The sequence below is a fragment of the Frankia sp. AiPa1 genome, from assembly GCF_023243075.1.
Lineage (GTDB): Bacteria > Actinomycetota > Actinomycetes > Frankiales > Frankiaceae > Frankia.
Genome location: NZ_JALKFZ020000001.1, coordinates 174,455 through 191,851, shown reverse-complemented (window position 1 = coordinate 191,851; position 17,397 = coordinate 174,455). Strand labels below are relative to the sequence as shown.

The window sequence follows — 17,397 nt, the reverse complement described above, 5'->3', positions numbered from 1 at the left end:
ATCGGGGAACGGACCTGCACACGGACACACACTGGGACGAGAGCGTGGCGCGACGAGAACACGTCCAGATCAAGTCGGCGGCGGAGATCGCCAAGATGCGGGTGGCCGGCCTGCTCGTCGCCAAGACGCTCGCCCGGCTACGCGAGGCGGTCGCCCCCGGCGTCACCACCGCTGATCTTGATGCCCTGGCCGAGCAGACGATCCGGGCGGACGGCGGCATTCCCTCGTTCAAGGGCTACGCCCAGCCGCCCTACCCGGCGTCGATCTGCAGCTCGGTCAACGACGAGGTCGTCCATGCAATCCCCAGCAAGAAGCGGGTGCTGCGCGACGGCGACATCATCTCGATCGACTGCGGCGCGATCGTCGACGGATGGCACGGTGACGCGGCGATCACTGTGCCGGTCGGCGAGGTGCCACCCGAGGTCCATGCCATGATCGAGGCCTGCGAGGGCGCGCTGTGGGCGGGGCTCGCGGCGGCCCAGCTCGGCGGCCGGCTCACGGACATCAGCAACGCCGTCGAGCGGTATGTCCGCCCCCATGGCTACGGAATCGTCGACCACTATGGCGGGCACGGCATCGGCACCGAGATGCACCAGCCGCCGCATGTGCTCAACTACGGCCGGCCCGGCCGGGGGATCAAGCTGGTGGAGGGCCTCGCCCTGGCCATCGAACCCATGATCACGATGGGGAAGCCGGATACCCGGGTGCTCGCCGACGACTGGACGGTGGCCACCAGCGACGGCAGCCTCGCGGCACACACCGAGCACTCGGTCGCGATCACGCCGCGTGGGCCCTGGGTGCTGACGGAGCCGGACGGCGGGGCCGGCCGCCTCACCGCCCTCGGTATTGCCTGCGGGCAGCCCGCCGACGCCCCCAGTGGCATCGGCTGAGCGGGCGGCTGCCGACCGCGGGGCCGAGCCCTGTTGGCCCTTGACGGATGGGCCACGTACACTCTCCAGTTGGCGGTCTTCTCACGCCGGTGTGCTCCACCGCGTCGATAGCAGTCCTGATTCGTGGCAGTTGCGGTCGGTGGCAGTGTGGTCGGCAGTCCTGGACTCCCCTCAGGGGTGTTCGGGGCTGTGACCTGGGTTGTTCTGGGTTTGTGCCCGGGCCTCTCGACCGGTCGCGGCCGTACCGCCGGCTTACTCGTCGACGTCAGGACAGCGGAGGACATGCCGAAGAAGGACGGGGCCATCGAGATCGAGGGCCGTGTGGTGGAGCCGCTCCCGAACGCCATGTTCCGGGTGGAGCTTCAGAACGGTCATCGCGTTCTCGCCCACATCAGCGGGAAGATGCGCCAGCACTACATCCGGATCCTGCCGGAGGACCGCGTCGTGGTCGAGCTCTCGCCCTACGACCTGTCCCGCGGTCGGATCGTGTACCGCTACAAGTAGCGTGGTGGATCGTCGCATCCGGTGATCAGGTTCCGCCTGGTCGCCGGTGCCGCGTATCCGCCTCCAGGTCCATCTGCTCCATCGCCCACCTGTCTCCCTTGCCACGCGCGGCCCGCGGCTGCGCAGGAGGTTCGCAACAGCCGTGAAGGTCAAGCCAAGCGTCAAGAAGATCTGTGACAAGTGCAAGGTGATCCGGCGTCACGGTCGCGTCATGGTCATCTGCGACAATCTGCGTCACAAGCAGCGCCAGGGCTGAAAGCCCGGGCAAGGTGGGCCCGGCCGTGCGGGCAGGCGTCCAGGATGGGCGCCGTCCGTGGCCCCGCGGGGCCAGGTGCCACCCTCACGAGCGATGCCAGGCGTCCCCGCGCGGGGCGCTGCCACCCCCGGTCGGAGGCCGGGGCCCGATCGGCGCCACGCCGATCGGGACGGCATCGCCCAAGACCTCCGGTTGCAGGAAGGAAACACCGCTCGATGGCACGCATTTCCGGCGTCGATCTTCCCCGTGAGAAGCGGGTCGAGATCGCGCTGACGTACATCTTCGGCATCGGCCGTAGCCGCTCGCGGGACACGCTCGCCGCCACCGAGATCAACCCCGACACACGCGTGCGGGACCTGAGCGAGGACGAGATCGTCCGGCTGCGCGACTGGATCGACGCGAACTACCGGGTCGAGGGCGACCTCAACCGGGAGATCAAGCAGGACATCCGGCGCAAGATGGAGATCGGCTGCTACCAGGGTCTGCGGCACCGGCGTAACCTGCCGGTCCACGGTCAGCGCACCCACACCAACGCGCGTACCCGCAAGGGCCCGCGTCGTGCCATCGCCGGCAAGAAGAAGGCCGGCAAGAAGTAGTCGGTGCGCCGCCCGGCGGGCCAGTCCGGCCCGTCCGCGGATGACCACTGATCGACGACCTCTCGCAGACGGAGACCAGACGCGAAGATGCCTCCCAAGACCCGCGCCGCCGGCGCCAAGAAGGTCCGGCGCAAGGAAAAGAAGAACGTTGCCCACGGGCACGCTCACATCAAGAGCACGTTCAACAACACGATCGTCTCGATCACCGACCCCAGCGGAAACGTGATCTCCTGGGCCTCCGCCGGCCACGTCGGCTTCAAGGGCTCACGGAAGTCGACTCCCTTCGCCGCGCAGATGGCCGCCGAGAACGCGGCCCGCAAGGCGCAGGAGCACGGCATGCGCAAGGTCGACGTGTTCGTGAAGGGCCCCGGTTCCGGCCGGGAGACCGCGATCCGTTCGCTGCAGGCGGCGGGTCTGGAGGTCGGGGCGATCCAGGACGTCACCCCGACCCCGCACAACGGTTGCCGTCCGCCCAAGCGGCGCAGGGTGTGACCATGCGGCTGGGTGACCGGCCGCGTTCGAGTTCGCGCCAGGAAACGAGAGAGAAGGAATAGATGGCCCGTTACACCGGCGCGGACTGCAAGCGTTGCCGCCGCGAGAAGACCAAGCTGTACCTCAAGGGCAGCAAGTGCGACACCCCGAAGTGCCCGATCGAGATCCGGCCCTACCCGCCGGGCGAGCACGGCCGTGGCCGCACCAAGGACTCCGAGTACCTGCTGCAGAAGCGCGAGAAGCAGAAGTGCGCGCGCATCTACGGCATCCTGGAGAAGCAGTTCCGCGGCTACTACGACGAGGCCAACCGGCGCTCTGGCAAGACCGGTGACGAGCTGCTGAAGATCCTCGAGTCGCGGCTCGACAACGTCGTCTACCGGGGCGGCTTCGCGCCGTCGCGGGACGCCGCCCGCCAGGCGGTCCGGCACGGCCACGTGCAGGTCAACGGCCGCAAGGTCGACATTCCCAGCTACCGGGTCACTGAGAACGACATCGTCGAGATCACCACGAAGGCCCAGGCGCTCACCCCGTTCGTGATCGCTCGGGAGACCGCGGGCCAGGGGCGGACGGTGCCGGCCTGGCTGGAGGCCATCCCGAGCCAGATGCGGATCCTGGTTCACTCGCTGCCGGCCCGGCAGGTGATTGACACCCAGGTCCAGGAGCAGCTGATCGTCGAGCTTTACTCCAAGTAGGACTGCTTTCTGCCGGGCTGGCCCGGCAGAGGCGGCACCCGCCACCCCTCCAGTCCACCGTTCGGGTCGTGCGTCCTGCACGCGGCGGCCCGGTGCGGTGCGTACCGCCTGTCGCGGTGCACACTGGAGGGGCACGGGTGTCACCGGCGCCGTGCGCGCCGGACTCCCGGACGGGGCGGACCGATGTCCCGTCCGTTGGCCGCCCGCACCTGCGGTGGCCGTGCACCACACGGCGTCATATGGCGGGCGCCGTGGGCGGAAGGATCACCACACCATGTTGATCGCTCAGCGTCCCACTCTCGTCGAGGACCCGATCTCCGAGTTTCGCTCGCGTTTCGTGATCGAGCCGCTGGAGCCGGGCTTCGGGTACACCCTCGGCAACTCGCTGCGCCGAACCCTGCTGTCCTCCATCCCCGGGGCCGCGGTCACCAGCATCCGGGTCGACGGGGTGCTGCACGAGTTCTCCACCGTGCCCGGCGTCAAGGAGGACGTGACCGACCTGATCCTGAACCTCAAGGAACTGGTCGTCAGCTCCGACAACGAGGAACCGACCGTGATGTACCTGCGCAAGCAGGGACCCGGTGAGGTCTCCGCGGCGGACATCGCGCCCCCGGCCGGCGTCGAGGTGCACAACCCCGAGCTGCGCCTGGCCACCCTGAACGACAAGGGCAAGCTCGAGATCGAGCTGACCGTCGAGCGGGGCCGTGGCTACGTCAGCGCCGCCCAGAACAAGCAGGCCGGCCAGGAGATCGGGCGGATCCCGATCGACTCGATCTACTCGCCGGTGCTGAAGGTGACCTACAAGGTCGAGGCCACCCGCGTCGAGCAGCGCACCGACTTCGACCGGCTCATCGTCGACGTCGAGACGAAGCCGTCGATCTCCCCGCGGGACGCCATGGCCAGTGCCGGCAAGACCCTCGTCGGCCTGTTCGGGCTGGCGCAGGAGCTCAACGCCGAGGCCGAGGGCGTGGACATCGGCCCGTCCGCCGCGGACGCGGCGCTGGCGGCCGACCTCGCACTGCCGATCGAGGAGATGGACCTGACCGTCCGCTCCTACAACTGCCTCAAGCGCGAGGGCATCCACACGATCGGTGAACTGGTCTCGCGCAGCGAGGCCGACCTGCTCGACATCCGCAACTTCGGGCAGAAGTCGATCGACGAGGTCAAGACGAAGCTGGGTGCCATGGGCCTGCAGCTCAAGGACTCCCCGCCCGGATTCGACCCGCGGCAGGCCGTCGACACCTACGGCACCGACACCTACAACGCGCCGTTCTCCGACCCGCACGACGACGGCGCCGAGTTCGTCGAGACCGAACAGTACTGACCTTCCCGGGGGCCTCCGCGACACGCGGGGGCCCCCGCACGACATCCGGTGGCGGCATGCCGCCGTCCTACGGGCGGGCAGCCTGGCGGGACAGTGAAAGGAACGAGGAGCACTCATCATGCCCACGCCAACGAAGGGCGCCCGGCTCGGCGGCAGCCCCGCACATGAGCGGCTGCTGCTGGCCAACCTCGCCACCGCGCTGTTCGAGCACGGCGGCATCACCACCACCGAGGCCAAGGCCAAGCGGCTGCGTCCGTATGCCGAGCGGCTGGTGACGTTCGCCAAGCGCGGCGACCTGCACGCCCGTCGCCGGGTGATGCGGCAGGTCCGGGACAACTCGGTCGTGCACACCCTGTTCACCGAGATCGGCCCCCGGTACGCCAACCGGGAGGGCGGATACACCCGGATCATCAAGCTCGGCAACCGCAAGGGCGACAACGCGCCGCTGGCCCGCATCGAGCTGGTCGAGGCGCTTACCGTCGGCCAGCAGGCGGTCGGTGAGGCTGAGCGTGCCCGTGGCACCCGTTTCGAGGAGCGTCGAAAGCCGACCGGTGCCACCGCCGAGGCTGCCGAGGACCTGGCGAAGGAGTCACCGACCGCCGCGGCCGTCGCCGCCGAGTCGGCCGAGACCCCGACCGTCAGCGAGGCGCCCTCCGCCGTCGAGGGTCAGGCCGTCGAAGGTCAGGCCGTCGAGGGTCAGGCCACCGAGGAGCAGGCGAGCACTCAGGCCAAGGACGACTCCGGCACCACCTCCTGACACCCGGCCGAGTTCTTGACCTGTTGACTTGTCCTGACCCGTCAGAGCCGCTCTGATCGAACTGTCGGCACCGTCCTGACCGGCCGGTGCGCGGAGAGTGCGCGCAGATGCGGCGGGGCGGGTCGCGCACGCCGACGGCCGAAGGCCCGTTGCCCCGTCTCGGGGTGGCGGGCCTTGCGCGTTACGACAGTCGCGTGTCCGCCTATCGCTCGGGGAGTACCAGATGTCCGACGACACGGCAGCCGGCTCCCGTGACGCGCCCGGCTCCGACGGCACGCCCGGATCCGAGAGCGTGCGCGGCCCCCGTGGCCTGCCGGCCGTGGTCGGGTCCACCGACGGGCTGGTCCGGCTTCGGCTGGACATCGCCTACGACGGGACGCCGTTCGCCGGCTGGGCGCGCCAGCCGGCGCAGCGGACCGTGCAGGGCGACGTCGAGGACGCCCTCATGCGGGTCACCCGGCTCGCCGCGGTCCGTCTGACCGTCGCCGGACGCACCGACTCCGGCGTGCACGCGGCCGGTCAGGTCGCGCATGTCGATCTGCCGGCCGAGGTACCGCTCGGCGGGCTGGCCCGGCGGCTCAACGGCGTGCTCGACCGGTCCATTCGGATCACTGGTCTCGCCCCGGCACCCGCCGGGTTCGACGCTCGGTTCTCGGCGCTGTCGCGTCGGTACGTCTACCGGATCACCGACGCCGCGTTCGGCGCCGAGCCGCTGCGGCGCTTCGACACCCTGGCCTGGCCACGCCCCCTCGACGCGTCGGCCATGGCGGCTGCCGCGCTGCATCTGCTGGGCGAGCACGACTTCGGCGCGTTCTGCCGGCGCAGGGAAGGCGCGACCACAGTGCGCACCCTGCTGCGCCTGGACGTCTCCCGCAAGCGGGACGGTGTGCTCACGGCGGACGTGGAGGCGGATGCCTTCTGCCACTCGATGGTCCGGGCGCTCGTGGGTGCGCTGCTCGCCGTCGGCGAGGGACGCCGGCCGCCGCAGTGGCCGGTGGCCGTGCTGCGCCGTGGGATGCGCGACCCGTCGGTCACGGTGGCGCCCGCGCACGGCCTGACCCTCGTCGAGGTGCGCTACCCGCCGGACACGGCACTCGCCGCCCGGGCCGAGATCACCCGGGCGGTGCGCGTTCCCACCACCTCGTCGGGCTGACGGTCGGGTTGACGGCTCGCGGCACCTCGAGCTGGGTGGCTCCGGTGCCGGTCAGTGTCGTGGGCCGTGGCCGAGGACGGCGCGGTCGCCGATCGGTTCGGCCGCGAGTTGGGCGAGGTCGGTCTGGGCCGCCTTCAGCGCGGGGTCGGTCGCCGCCCCGGCAGTTCCGTCGACGTAGGCGACCTGCGTGAACACGAGGTAGTGGCCGCGAGCCTGGGCAACCCGCCAGGAGTTGTTCCCGCCGGGGCTGGCGACGTGCGGGCCGGAGAGAGCGCCGGCCGGGATCGGCAGCGGTGCGATGCCGCCGACGCCGAAGCTGAGCGCCTGGGCGCCGCGGGTCGCCGTCGCGCTGGTGTCGAGGCGGAACACCGTCACGCCGGCGAGCACCTGACGTGCGCCGGCGGTGGGGGTGCTCAGGTACAGCGAACGCACGACCTGCAGGCAGTTGGAGCTGGTGAACAGTTTGGCGAGCTCGCTGGTCAGCTGCGGGCAGCCGTGGTCGAGCCGACCGGCGAGCCGCCGGTATTGATGGCCGTTGCGCTCGACCGAGGTGTCGGTGAAGAACTCGCCGGTTCTGATCGGATCCGCGTCGGTGGTGACGCTGTCCAGGAAGTTCGCCGGGATCGGTGCGATCGTACCGGCCGTGGCGGCTGTGCCGGGCTGAGGGCTCGCGCCGTTGCCGTTGCTACGTAGCGCGACGGCTGCAATCGCCGCCACCAGCACCAGAACGGCGCCGGCGACCGTGAGCAGCACCCGCCAGGCCCGAGGGGAGCGGCCCGGCTCCTGATCGTCGGCCTCGTGGCTGTCGTGGCCGTAGCCATCGTCGCGGCCGAGATCGTCATGCTGGCCGGAACCATCGTTCGGGCCGAAACCGCCGCCGGAGAACCTGGCCGTGTCGAAGCCGGGATAGCCGGGCGCCGTGTCTCTCGTCGCCCGCAGGGGGGGCACGGGAGCGGCATCGCCACGCGGCGTCGTCCAGGCCGTCGTGCCAGGCTGGGCCGTCTCGGTGGCGCCAGGGCGATAGCCGTCGTCGAGCCTCGGGCCGGATGCGGTGCCTCCATCAGGCACCGCGCCTCCATCGGACGCGGCGCCTCCCCACGGGCCCGCCGCACGGGCCGCTGGCCGTTCGTACCGGCCCGGCCACTCGTGCTCGTCCTCGGCGCCCCAGCTGGTGTCGGCGAGCCTGCCGGGACCAGTCGGCCAGCCAGGATCGGTGGACGGCCCGTCGGGACCGGCCGCGGGTGCGCCAGAAGCCGCCGTGGACGCTCCCGGGGATGGCGCGGGTCCCATCGAAGCCGGGTGCTCGCCGGCTGCCGAGCCCGACGCCGACGGGGCCGAGGTGATCGGCTGATCCGGGGACGTTGCGGGCGAGAGGTGGTCGAAGGAGAACGCGTAGCTGCGTGGACCGCCGAACAGCGGATCGTCGCTCGGGGGTGTCCACCCGTCGTAGGTCACATAGCGGCCGTGCAGGTCCGGGCCAGAGGTCGTGGCCTGGCCCGGCGAGGCGCCTGGGCCGGCCGCACTGCTCCCCGGGGAGGCGCCCGGCGGGGAGGCGTTCCGCCCAGCCGAACCTGGGGAGCCAGCCGCGCCCCGGGGGGAGGTGATGCCCGTGGTGCCGGGCCTGTGACCGGTGGGGCCGTTGGACTGCCGGGTTGCCAGGTCCGGCGAGTCGGGGCCCGCGTGACCAGGGGTGCTGTGCCCCGTCTGATCCTCGCCGTCCAATTCAGTCATCCCGGCCAGAATAGCCAGCGTTTGCGGGCGGGTCGGACGCCCGCGCACAGTACGGCCGTTCTATGGGGGTTCCGGGTGAACTGTCCCGGTGACGGTATGGCCGACACCGACTCTGACTCTCGGCTGTCCGGGCGCCGGCGCTCCGAGGTGGGTACGGTGATGAACCACGAGGTTGCTCGCTTCCCCCGTTGTCGGGCCGAACCCCCGTCGGGTCGCAAGCTCGCGACGGTGAGCGTCGGCGTCGCGCACGGCTGGGCCGGTCCGCCGCGGTGCTGGTGGCCGTGCGGGGTACGGGGTACGGGGCGGGCCGGTGTCGGGGACGCCGGTGGGTGGTCGCCGCGCGGGTTGTCCCAGTCGCCTGGTAACCTCAAAGACTGCTGCGCGTGACACGTCCTGTCCGCGCACTCCACATTCTTGACGAGTCCTGATTTCTTGACGAGTCCAGGTCGCCGGCTTCTCGGGAGCCGCCGGACGGGCCCGTCCGAACGAGAAGGCAGACCTGTGCGCACGTACCAGCCCAAGCCCGCGGACGTTCAGCGCGTGTGGCACGTCATCGACGCCACCGACGTGGTGCTCGGCCGGCTGGCGACCCAGGCCGCCACGCTGCTGCGGGGCAAGCACAAGGCGTATTTCGCCCCGCACATCGACACCGGTGACTTCGTCATCGTGATCAACGCCGGCAAGGTGGCGCTGAGCGGCAACAAGCGCCAGCAGGCGCAGTACCACCGCCACTCGGGGTTCCCGGGCGGTCTGCGCAGCACCTCCTACGGGGAGCTGCTCGACACGCGGCCGCAGGTCATCGTCGAGAAGGCGATCAAGGGCATGCTGCCGAAGAACAGGCTCGGTCGCGCGCAGGGCACGAAGCTGAAGGTCTACGCGGGTTCGACGCACCCGCACGAGGCGCAGCAGCCCACCCCCTTCGAGATCATCCAGGTCGCGCAGTAACCGCGGACCTCCTCCGGTCGGTACCCAGGGCGGCGCGACGCCGTCCTGGTCGCCGGCTTCGGGAACCACGCTTCAACCGAGGAAGGAACGCGACGTGGCTGTCGTGACCGACGTACAGGGCAACCCCCGCGCCACGGGTAGGCGCAAGGAGGCGGTGGTCCGGGTGCGGCTGCTGCCTGGCACGGGGCAGTGGACGCTCAACGGGCGCACGCTCGAGGAGTACTTCCCGAACAAGGTGCACCAGCAGCTCGTCAACGAGCCGCTCAAGACGCTGGAGCGCGCCGAGTCCTACGACATCATCGCCCGCCTGCACGGCGGCGGCGTGTCGGGCCAGGCCGGCGCGCTGCGACTCGCCATTGCCCGCGCGCTGACGCTGGCGGAGGAGGAGTCCCGGCCTACCCTGAAGAAGGCCGGCTTCCTGACCCGTGACGCCCGGGTCAAGGAGCGCAAGAAGTACGGGCTGAAGAAGGCCCGTAAGGCTCCGCAGTACAGCAAGCGCTGACCCGAGCCTCCTGACCGCCGCGCTCTCAGGCGAGCGCGCGTCAGGGGGCCCGACGCCGCCGGTGCGTGTCCGGGTCTCCGCCCGATCCTTCAACCATGGGAGACCCTCAGTGACGAGGCTCTTCGGCACCGACGGCGTGCGGGGTGTCGCCAACGTCGACCTCACCGCGGAGCAGGCGCTCGCGCTCGCGTCCACGGCCGTGGAGCTGCTCGGGCGGCCCGGTGAGGCCGCTGGCTCGCCCGACATGCCGCGCCCGTTGGTGATCGTCGGGCGGGACACCCGCCCGTCCGGGGAGTTCCTCGAAGCCGCGGTGGTCGCTGGCCTCGCCGCCTCGGGCGCCGACGTAGCCCGGATCGGGGTGGCGCCGACGCCGGCGGTGGCGCACGCGGTGGCCACCAGCGGGGCGACGTTCGGCGTGATGCTGTCCGCCAGCCACAACCCGATGCCCGACAACGGCATCAAGCTGTTCGCCGCCGGTGGGCTGAAGCTCCCCGACGACATCGAGGACGCCATCGAGCGGCGGATGGCGCATCCGCCGACCCACCGGCCCGTCGGCCGAGGCGTCGGCCGGGTCCGTGACGTCCCCGGGCTCGTCGACGACTATGCCCAGCACCTGCTCGCCGCGCTGCCGACCCGGCTCGGCGGTCTGCGGGTCGTGGTCGACTGTGCTCAGGGCGCGGCCAGTACGCTGGCCCCGAGCGTGCTGCGCGCCGCGGGCGCGGACGTCATCCCCCTGCACGCCGACGGCGACGGCACCATCATCAACGAGGGCAGCGGGGCCACTCATCTGGACAGCCTGCGCGCGGCCGTGCTCGAGCACGGTGCCGACGTGGGTATCGCCCACGACGGGGACGCGGACCGCTGCCTGGCCGTCGACGCGGCCGGCGAAGTCGTCGACGGCGATCAGATTCTTACCGTATGCGCCCTCGCGTTGGCTGAACGCGGCGAGCTCACCGCGAACACGGTCGTCGTCACCGTGATGTCCAATCTGGGTCTGCGCCACGCCATGCGCGAGGCCGGCATCTCGGTGGTGACCACGCCCGTCGGGGACCGGTACGTGCTCGAGGCGATGCGTGCCGGCGGGTATGCCCTCGGCGGTGAGCAGAGCGGCCACGTCGTCTTCCTCGATCATGCGACGACCGGCGATGGCCTGCTCACGGCGCTGCGGCTGCTCGGCCGGGTGGCGGAGACCGGCCAGCCGCTCGCCGAGCTCGCGAAGGTCATGACCCGGCTGCCCCAGGTGCTCGTGAACGTGCGCGGAGTCGACCGCACGCAGGTCGGCAGCTCGTCCGCGCTGCGCGCCGCGGTGGCCGAGGCCGAGGCCGAGCTCGGGGACGCCGGTCGCGTGCTGCTGCGCCCGTCCGGCACCGAGCCCCTGGTCAGGGTCATGGTCGAGGCCGAGACCGACCACGCCGCGCGGGACGTCGCCCATCGGCTGGCGGCCGTCGTCCAGGGAGCCCTGCCCGCTGTCGGTTAGTGACCGAGCGGGCGCCGCCGTCGCGACCATCGGGGGTGACGCTCACCCGACATCCGACGCCCGTCCCTCGGGATCATCGAACAGGTACGGCCACTCCACGCTGCGCGAATACCGAGACCAGAACCCTCGTCCGGGCTGAACGGCTTCCCGGCACGTGCTACCGGCCGCGCCGAGTTCACGGGCCGAGCTTGCTCGCGCGATTTACGCTGACTATAGTCGGCTTGTCTACTTTCTTTGATCCTTTCCGGAATGTGGCTACGGCATCCCATTTGCCGGCGTGTCTGTCACACTGGGCGGCGAATTTGACCCTCACCTCACGCCGTGCCCTGGCGCCGGATTCAACGGCCAGCCCGGCGCGCTCGGGAAACGACGGGGCGGCCGGTCGCGCGGTGGCAGACGAAGCGCGGCGCCGAAGGTTCCCGGTGGCGGAGGATCCCGTGGCGGGATACACCGTGCTCAGCCGCCGGATGCTCGACGCCGGTGCGACGGTCATCGAGGTCACGACCATCGCGGTCTTGCTGTCCGGGATACTTCTCCTTCCCTTGGTTCTCGAATCCGGCGTGGGCTGGCTCGGCACCGCCTCGGGCGCGGCCATGGCCGGGTATCTCGGTGTCGCCACCAGCGCGCTTGGATTCTGGCTGAACGCCCGTGGCCTGACCCGCGCCACACCGGCTTCCGTCGCGACGCTCAACCTCGCCGAGCCGATGACCGCGGTCGTCCTCGCTTTTGCGATACTTGGCGAACGACCGAATGCCGTGCAGGCGGTCGGCGCCGCGACCGTGGGTCTGGGGCTGGTCCTGATTGCGCGGGAGAATAAACCGACGCCGTCGCCCCAGGTCGACGAGTATAAGGATCACGGCGGCAGCGGTGACCGACCGAAACAACTCGACCAGGCACGACCGGCGCCCTTCCCGAGTGGTATCCCGTCCCACCGCGACGGGCGGCCGGAGAATCCGCTCCGACTGGAAAGGCAGAAGCCGCGCCCATGACCGCCCCCACCAGGTTCGACTGGGACACGAAAATCGCCGTGGTACTCCGGGAGGATCTCAAGACCTGGCAGAAGCTCAACGTCACCGCCTTCGCCACCAGCGGCATCGCGGCGACGGTGGAGGACGTCACCGGAGAACCGTACGTCGACGGCGACGGCGTCAAGTACCTGCCGATGTTCCGTCAGCCGGTCTTCATCCTCAGGGCGGACGCCGAGCGCATGAAGACCATCCTGACGCGGGCCCTGCGCCGCGACGTCGTCTTCAGCGTCTACCCCGAGGCGATCTTCGAGACGGACAACGACGACGACAACCGGGCGACTATCGCCGAGGTTCCCACCGATCAGCTGGTGCTGGCCGGCATCGCGGTCCGCGGGGACAGGCGGGAGGTCGACCGGGTGATCCGCGGTGCCGACCGGCACGAGTAGGTATGCGGTCCCGTGGGCTGTCGGCCCGTGACTGTCGGCGAACCCGGTGAACTGGACTCGGTGAACTTCGGACAACACCCGCGGCTGGCGCGGGGGAGTGCCGGGCGTTGGGACGGTACCTGCGTAGGCTGAGCGCATGTGCGGGATCATCGGGTACGTCGGTGACCAGTCGGCCCTGGACATCGCGCTGAACGGCCTTCGGCGGCTGGAATACCGGGGATACGACTCGTCGGGGGTCGCGATCGTCGGCGCGGGTGCGCTGCGGACGGCCCGGCGGGCAGGCAAGCTCGCAAACCTGGAGAAGCTACTCGCCGAGGGTCCGGACATGGATCCGATGCCCGGGACGACCGGGATGGGACACACCCGCTGGGCAACCCACGGTGGCCCGACCGACATGAACGCCCACCCGCACACTGACTGCACCGGTGCGATCGCCGTCATCCACAACGGCATCATCGAGAACTTCGCCCAGCTGCGCGCGGAGCTGGAGGCACGCGGGCACGAGCTGGCCAGCGAGACCGACACGGAGGTCGTCGCACACCTGTTGGAGGACGAGCTCGGCAGCGAGCCGTCCGCTGGGGCGGACCTGGCCGGCGCGAACCTGGCCGGCGCGGCAGCCGCCGGGGCGGTGACAGGTGGGGCAGGGGCCGTCGTCCCGCCGGTGGCTGGCGCGGCGGCTGCCGGCGCGTCCGATGGGGGTCCGGGTACACACCCCCTGACCAGCGCGCTGCGGCGGGTCTGCCTTCGGCTGGAGGGTGCGTTCACCCTGGTCGTGTTGCACCGGGACTTCCCCGAGGTCGTCGTCGGCGCCCGGCGCAACAGCCCGCTGGTCGTCGGCCTGGGAGAAGGAGAGTCGTTCCTGGCCAGCGACGTCTCGGCGTTCATCGCCCACACCCGCGAGGCACTCGAGATCGGGCAGGACCAGGTGGTCGAGGCCCGCCGCGACGGGGTCACCGTCACCGACTTCGCCGGGCGGATCGTCGAGGGCCGGCGCTACCACGTCGACTGGGACGCCAGCGCCGCCGAGAAGGGCGGCTACCCGTACTTCATGCTCAAGGAGATCAACGAGCAGCCGAGCGCGCTGGCCGACACCCTGCGCGGGCGGCTGTCCGCGGACGGCGCCATCGTCCTGGACGAGGAGCGGCTGTCCGCCCAGGACTTCCGCGACGTCGACAAGGTCTTCATCGTCGCCTGCGGGACGGCCTATCACGCCGGTCTCATCGCCAAGTACGCCGTGGAGCACTGGACCCGGCTGCCCTGCGAGGTCGAGATGGCCTCGGAGTTCCGTTACCGAGACCCGGTGCTTGACCGCTCCACCCTCGTCATCGCGATCAGCCAGAGCGGCGAGACCCTCGACACGCTGATGGCGGTCAAACACGCCCGGGAACAGAAGGCCCGCGTGCTCGCGATCTGCAACACCAACGGCTCGACCATCCCACGCGAGTCCGACGCCGTGCTGTACACCCGCTGCGGGCCGGAGGTCGGCGTCGCCTCCACCAAGACGTTCCTCGGCCAGGTGGCGGCGTGCCTGCTCGTCGGCCTCTTCCTGGCCCAGGTGCGTGGTGTCCTCTACGGCGACGAGGTAGCCGCCTACGTCGAGCGGCTGCAGCGCATGCCGGACCTGGTGCGGCGCACGCTCGATCGGCTCGAGCCCATCCGGGAGCTTGCCCGGGAACTCGCCGACGCCAAGGCCGTGCTGTTCCTCGGCCGGCACGTCGGCTACCCGGTGGCGCTGGAGGGCGCGCTCAAGCTCAAGGAACTGGCCTACATGCACGCCGAGGGCTTTCCTGCCGGCGAGCTGAAGCACGGGCCGATCGCGCTGATCGAGCCGGGCCTGCCGGTGCTGGTCGTGGTGCCCTCACCACGAGGACGGGCGAACCTGCACGGAAAGATCGTTTCCAACATCCAGGAGGTCCGCGCCCGTGGAGCTCGCACGATCGTGATCGCCGAGGACGGTGACACCGCGGTCGAGCCCTATGCCGACCACCTCATCCGGGTACCGGAGACGACCTCGTTGTTCGCGCCGCTGGTGACCACCCTGCCGCTGCAGGTATTCGCCTGCGAGCTCGCGCTCGCCCGCGGCCTGGACGTCGACCAGCCCCGCAACCTGGCGAAGTCCGTCACCGTCGAGTGACGCGGGGCCGCGCCGCGGGTCTGGCGGGCGACGCGGCTCGGGCCGCGCGGCTCAGGTCGAGGGCGCGGCGCCGTGTTGGCGGCCGTGCCAGGCGACGGTCGCCTCCCACAGCGCGTCGGCCACGGCCTCGTTCTCGTCGGCGGCGTCGAGCAGGGTCTCGACGAGCTCGGCGCGCGGCACCCGGCTGAGGAACACCCGCATCGCCGCATGCACCGGATCGTCGGCGAACAGCGAGCTCTCCTCGATGGTCTCGTCCTCGTCGACACCGTCCTCGTCGTCGTCGGCGAGGCCGGCGGATCCGGTCGCGACCAGGGCGACTGCCACGGCATGACGGCAGAACGAACCGGCGGAGCCTTCGGGGCAGGTACACCCGGTGCGCGGCCCGTCATCGGCCGCTTCCAGGCGGACCTCGTGCGGCCCGTCGTCGTCCACCGTGCCGGAGGCGTTTGTGGGCCGGATGCGCAGCTGCTCGACCCGCCCGAGCAGGGCGAGGTTCACACCCTCGACGAACACGTCGGTGCCGGCGTGCTGCGCGCACGCACGTTCGGCGAAGGCCGCTTCGAGCGGGGTGACGGCGTCCCCGTCGTGCCCGTTCTCCCCGGACACAGAAATGATCACCGGCTAATCCTACGGAATTCACGCGCGAACGGTGTCGGCCTGTCGTCCGCCCGCCTGCGAGCTACCGCACGAGGGGTTGTCATCCGTACGATCGCGATATATCGTGAGCGTACGCCACGACGGTTTGATGGCCGTCGTTGGTTTTCTGTAGTGCGTCCTGGCGGGCCTGGCCTGGATGGGGCGCACCCCTCTCCGAAAGGAAAAGATCATGACATCGCAAGCGATTCCGGGCCCGTGGGGCCCATGGGGTCCCTGGGCCGCTCGGTTTGGCCGGGGCTTCCTGGTCGATCCGGCGCGGTTGTCGGAGGCCCTTGACACGCTGACCGGATGTGCCGACTGGCGTGCCCCCGTACGGGAGTCCTCGGGGCGGGGCCGCACCAGCCAGGCCACTCGCGGCAGCGACCATGGCGGCGGTCACGGCGGCCACGGTGGCCGGCGTGACCGTGGTGGTGAGGGCCGCGGGCGGCGCGGCGGACCGGGCTGGGGCTTCGGAGGCTTCCCGGGCTTTCCCGGCCCGGGTTTCGGTGGGCCGGGGGGCTTCGGCGGCCCTGGATTCGGCCGCGGGCCGAAGGTGGGGCGCGGCGACGTCCGCGAGGCGTTGCTCGCCCTGCTCGCCGAGGAGCCGATGCACGGCTATCAGATGATCCGCGAGCTCGCCGAGCGCAGCGGCGGTACCTGGCGGCCGAGCCCCGGCTCGGTCTACCCGGTGCTGTCCATGCTCGCTGACGAGGGGCTTGTCCGGGCCGAGGAGGCCGACGGCAAGCGGGTCTTCCACCTCACCGACACCGGCCGGGCCCACGTCGAGTCCAGGGCCGGCCAGCGTCGGCCCTGGGAGACCGCGGCTGACGGCGCTGACGAGGAGCTGGTGGGCCTGCGCTCGCTGGCCTTCGCGGTGGCCGGTGCCGTCGTCCAGGTCGCCCAGGCCGGGGACGACGAGCAGATCGCGGCCGCCCGTGCCCTGCTCACCGAGACCCGCCGCGGTCTCTACCGCATCCTGGTGGGTGACGAGGAGGAGGCCGACAGGCCCGCGTCCAGCGACGCCGCCGAGGGCTCTGCCACTGAGGGCTCTGCCGCAGGGAGCTCCGCCACCGCCGGTTCCACCGCCACGCCGGGGTCTGCGACGGATGCCGCCGCCGTGGCGGACACGCCCGAGGAAGGCGGTCCCGACACGCCGGGCCAGCCGCGGTGGGACGCGAAGTCCTGAGCGCGTGGGCACGGTGACGTGGATCCCGCGGTCGATCGTGGCATCCACGGTCCCAGCGATCGGGGCTGCCGCCGACGACGTGCGGTCGCCCCGATCGGCGGTCGTGTCCAGCGTGCCGCATCCACGCCAGCTGGTACTTCGGCCGGGTCCGCGGCGCCGGCGCCGCCGACCCGGGGGTGAGAGTACCGATGTGGGAGTCTTGCCCGATGGCGGTCGTGGGCATCGGGGTCGACGTGGTGGGCATCGACCGTTTCGCCGCGACCCTCGCCCGCACCCCGGCCCTCGCGATGCGCCTGTTCACCCCGGCGGAACGCGCCCTGACCCGGCCGGAGCGGCTCGCCGCCCGGTTCGCGGCCAAGGAGGCGGTGGCCAAGGTGCTTGGGGCGCCGCCTGGGCTGGAATGGCACGACGCCGAGGTGCTGTCGGGCGTGGGCGGCCGTCCGAACCTGCGCGTCGGCGGAACGGTGGCCGCTGCGGCGGCGCGGTTCGGCATCGCCTCCTGGCATCTGTCGCTCACCCATGACGGCGGCATGGCGGTTGCCATGGTCGTCGCCGAATCCTGACCGACGTCCCGTTGCCTGAGCGGGGTTTCCCGCCTTCCTTCCGCTTCCAGGCTCTTCCGGCTTTCCGTCGGGTTCCCCGTTCCGCCGGAATCCGCGACGTTCCGTCGGGTTGCCGGTCCCCGACCGGGGCGCCGCCGTATGCCAG

General features: G+C 71.1%; 19 protein-coding genes. 17 read left to right on the top strand and 2 right to left on the bottom strand.

Annotation, left to right across the window (positions count from 1 at the left end; translation table 11 throughout):
• Positions 1–44 precede the first annotated feature (44 nt).
• From map to truA, 9 genes are all read left to right on the top strand, one after another.
• Positions 45–890: a type I methionyl aminopeptidase gene (gene map, locus MXD95_RS00750; RefSeq protein ID WP_250638518.1), complete on the top strand. Its 846-nt coding sequence runs from the start codon at positions 45–47 to the stop codon at positions 888–890.
• A gap of 282 nt (positions 891–1,172) precedes the next feature.
• A complete protein-coding gene (gene infA, locus MXD95_RS00745; RefSeq protein WP_006541558.1) occupies positions 1,173–1,394 on the top strand; it encodes a translation initiation factor IF-1 in 222 nt (73 codons plus the stop codon).
• A gap of 46 nt (positions 1,395–1,440) precedes the next feature.
• Positions 1,441–1,650: a 50S ribosomal protein L36 gene (rpmJ, locus tag MXD95_RS29500; protein WP_480024039.1), complete on the top strand. Its 210-nt coding sequence runs from the start codon at positions 1,441–1,443 to the stop codon at positions 1,648–1,650.
• A gap of 215 nt (positions 1,651–1,865) precedes the next feature.
• Positions 1,866–2,246, top strand: a complete 381-nt coding sequence (gene rpsM / locus MXD95_RS00735; protein ID WP_250638517.1) for a 30S ribosomal protein S13 — start codon at positions 1,866–1,868, stop codon at positions 2,244–2,246.
• Positions 2,247–2,333: 87 nt separating this feature from the next.
• Entirely contained in the window at positions 2,334–2,738 is a 405-nt protein-coding gene (gene rpsK, locus MXD95_RS00730; RefSeq protein WP_011435061.1) for a 30S ribosomal protein S11, read from the top strand.
• A gap of 62 nt (positions 2,739–2,800) precedes the next feature.
• On the top strand, positions 2,801–3,430 hold the full coding sequence (gene rpsD, locus MXD95_RS00725; protein ID WP_250638516.1) for a 30S ribosomal protein S4: 630 nt from the start codon (positions 2,801–2,803) through the stop codon (positions 3,428–3,430).
• Between the two features lie 274 nt (positions 3,431–3,704).
• The gene (locus tag MXD95_RS00720; RefSeq protein WP_250638515.1) at positions 3,705–4,754 is read left to right on the top strand and encodes a DNA-directed RNA polymerase subunit alpha; all 1,050 of its coding nucleotides are present in this window, start codon (positions 3,705–3,707) and stop codon (positions 4,752–4,754) included.
• A 118-nt stretch (positions 4,755–4,872) separates the two neighbouring features.
• Positions 4,873–5,511, top strand: coding sequence for a 50S ribosomal protein L17 (rplQ, locus tag MXD95_RS00715; RefSeq protein ID WP_250638514.1), 639 nt, complete (start codon positions 4,873–4,875; stop codon positions 5,509–5,511).
• Positions 5,512–5,734: 223 nt separating this feature from the next.
• Positions 5,735–6,664: a tRNA pseudouridine(38-40) synthase TruA gene (gene truA / locus MXD95_RS00710; protein ID WP_250638513.1), complete on the top strand. Its 930-nt coding sequence runs from the start codon at positions 5,735–5,737 to the stop codon at positions 6,662–6,664.
• A gap of 51 nt (positions 6,665–6,715) precedes the next feature.
• Here the strand turns inward: truA and MXD95_RS00705 are convergent, their stop codons facing one another.
• Positions 6,716–8,395 (bottom strand): hypothetical protein, encoded by a 1,680-nt coding sequence (locus tag MXD95_RS00705; RefSeq protein WP_250638512.1) that lies wholly within the window; start codon positions 8,393–8,395, stop codon positions 6,716–6,718.
• A 501-nt stretch (positions 8,396–8,896) separates the two neighbouring features.
• Here MXD95_RS00705 and rplM point away from each other — a divergent pair.
• The 6 genes from rplM (at position 8,897) to glmS (ending at position 14,867) form a co-directional block, all read left to right on the top strand.
• On the top strand, positions 8,897–9,340 hold the full coding sequence (rplM, locus tag MXD95_RS00700) for a 50S ribosomal protein L13 (RefSeq protein ID WP_250638511.1): 444 nt from the start codon (positions 8,897–8,899) through the stop codon (positions 9,338–9,340).
• A 94-nt stretch (positions 9,341–9,434) separates the two neighbouring features.
• Positions 9,435–9,842 (top strand): 30S ribosomal protein S9, encoded by a 408-nt coding sequence (gene rpsI / locus MXD95_RS00695; RefSeq protein ID WP_250638510.1) that lies wholly within the window; start codon positions 9,435–9,437, stop codon positions 9,840–9,842.
• Positions 9,843–9,951: 109 nt separating this feature from the next.
• Complete coding sequence (gene glmM / locus MXD95_RS00690) at positions 9,952–11,319, top strand: phosphoglucosamine mutase (RefSeq protein ID WP_250638509.1); 1,368 nt, start codon at positions 9,952–9,954, stop codon at positions 11,317–11,319.
• Positions 11,320–11,741: 422 nt separating this feature from the next.
• Entirely contained in the window at positions 11,742–12,308 is a 567-nt protein-coding gene (locus MXD95_RS00685) for a DMT family transporter (protein WP_250638508.1), read from the top strand.
• Complete coding sequence (locus MXD95_RS00680) at positions 12,305–12,733, top strand: PTH2-like family protein (protein ID WP_250638507.1); 429 nt, start codon at positions 12,305–12,307, stop codon at positions 12,731–12,733. Before MXD95_RS00685 ends, MXD95_RS00680 begins: the two co-directional genes overlap by 4 nt.
• Before the next feature lie 136 nt (positions 12,734–12,869).
• Positions 12,870–14,867 carry a glutamine--fructose-6-phosphate transaminase (isomerizing) gene (glmS, locus tag MXD95_RS00675; protein ID WP_250638506.1) on the top strand — a complete coding sequence of 666 codons (1,998 nt, stop codon included), beginning with the start codon at positions 12,870–12,872 and terminating at the stop codon, positions 14,865–14,867.
• 51 nt (positions 14,868–14,918) lie between these two features.
• Here the strand turns inward: glmS and MXD95_RS00670 are convergent, their stop codons facing one another.
• Positions 14,919–15,485 (bottom strand): SWIM zinc finger family protein, encoded by a 567-nt coding sequence (locus tag MXD95_RS00670; protein WP_250638505.1) that lies wholly within the window; start codon positions 15,483–15,485, stop codon positions 14,919–14,921.
• A 208-nt stretch (positions 15,486–15,693) separates the two neighbouring features.
• Between MXD95_RS00670 and MXD95_RS00665 the strand changes: the two genes are divergently transcribed.
• Positions 15,694–16,689, top strand: coding sequence for a PadR family transcriptional regulator (locus tag MXD95_RS00665; RefSeq protein ID WP_250638504.1), 996 nt, complete (start codon positions 15,694–15,696; stop codon positions 16,687–16,689).
• A 206-nt stretch (positions 16,690–16,895) separates the two neighbouring features.
• Complete coding sequence (locus MXD95_RS00660) at positions 16,896–17,252, top strand: holo-ACP synthase (protein ID WP_250638503.1); 357 nt, start codon at positions 16,896–16,898, stop codon at positions 17,250–17,252.
• The last annotated feature ends 145 nt before the right edge of the window (positions 17,253–17,397 follow it).

Excerpts from the sequence above, each read along its gene's own strand:
- infA (WP_006541558.1), top strand. The coding sequence starts at position 1,173 with ATGCCGAAGAAGGACGGGGCCATCGAGATCGAGGGCCGTGTGGTGGAG.
- rpsM (WP_250638517.1), top strand. The coding sequence starts at position 1,866 with ATGGCACGCATTTCCGGCGTCGATCTTCCCCGTGAGAAGCGGGTCGAG.
- rpsK (WP_011435061.1), top strand. The coding sequence starts at position 2,334 with ATGCCTCCCAAGACCCGCGCCGCCGGCGCCAAGAAGGTCCGGCGCAAG.
- rpsD (WP_250638516.1), top strand. The coding sequence starts at position 2,801 with ATGGCCCGTTACACCGGCGCGGACTGCAAGCGTTGCCGCCGCGAGAAG.
- MXD95_RS00720 (WP_250638515.1), top strand. The coding sequence starts at position 3,705 with ATGTTGATCGCTCAGCGTCCCACTCTCGTCGAGGACCCGATCTCCGAG.
- rplQ (WP_250638514.1), top strand. The coding sequence starts at position 4,873 with ATGCCCACGCCAACGAAGGGCGCCCGGCTCGGCGGCAGCCCCGCACAT.
- truA (WP_250638513.1), top strand. The coding sequence starts at position 5,735 with ATGTCCGACGACACGGCAGCCGGCTCCCGTGACGCGCCCGGCTCCGAC.
- MXD95_RS00705 (WP_250638512.1), bottom strand. The coding sequence starts at position 8,395 with ATGACTGAATTGGACGGCGAGGATCAGACGGGGCACAGCACCCCTGGT.
- MXD95_RS00680 (WP_250638507.1), top strand. The coding sequence starts at position 12,305 with ATGACCGCCCCCACCAGGTTCGACTGGGACACGAAAATCGCCGTGGTA.
- glmS (WP_250638506.1), top strand. The coding sequence starts at position 12,870 with ATGTGCGGGATCATCGGGTACGTCGGTGACCAGTCGGCCCTGGACATC.
- MXD95_RS00665 (WP_250638504.1), top strand. The coding sequence starts at position 15,694 with ATGACATCGCAAGCGATTCCGGGCCCGTGGGGCCCATGGGGTCCCTGG.
- MXD95_RS00660 (WP_250638503.1), top strand. The coding sequence starts at position 16,896 with ATGGCGGTCGTGGGCATCGGGGTCGACGTGGTGGGCATCGACCGTTTC.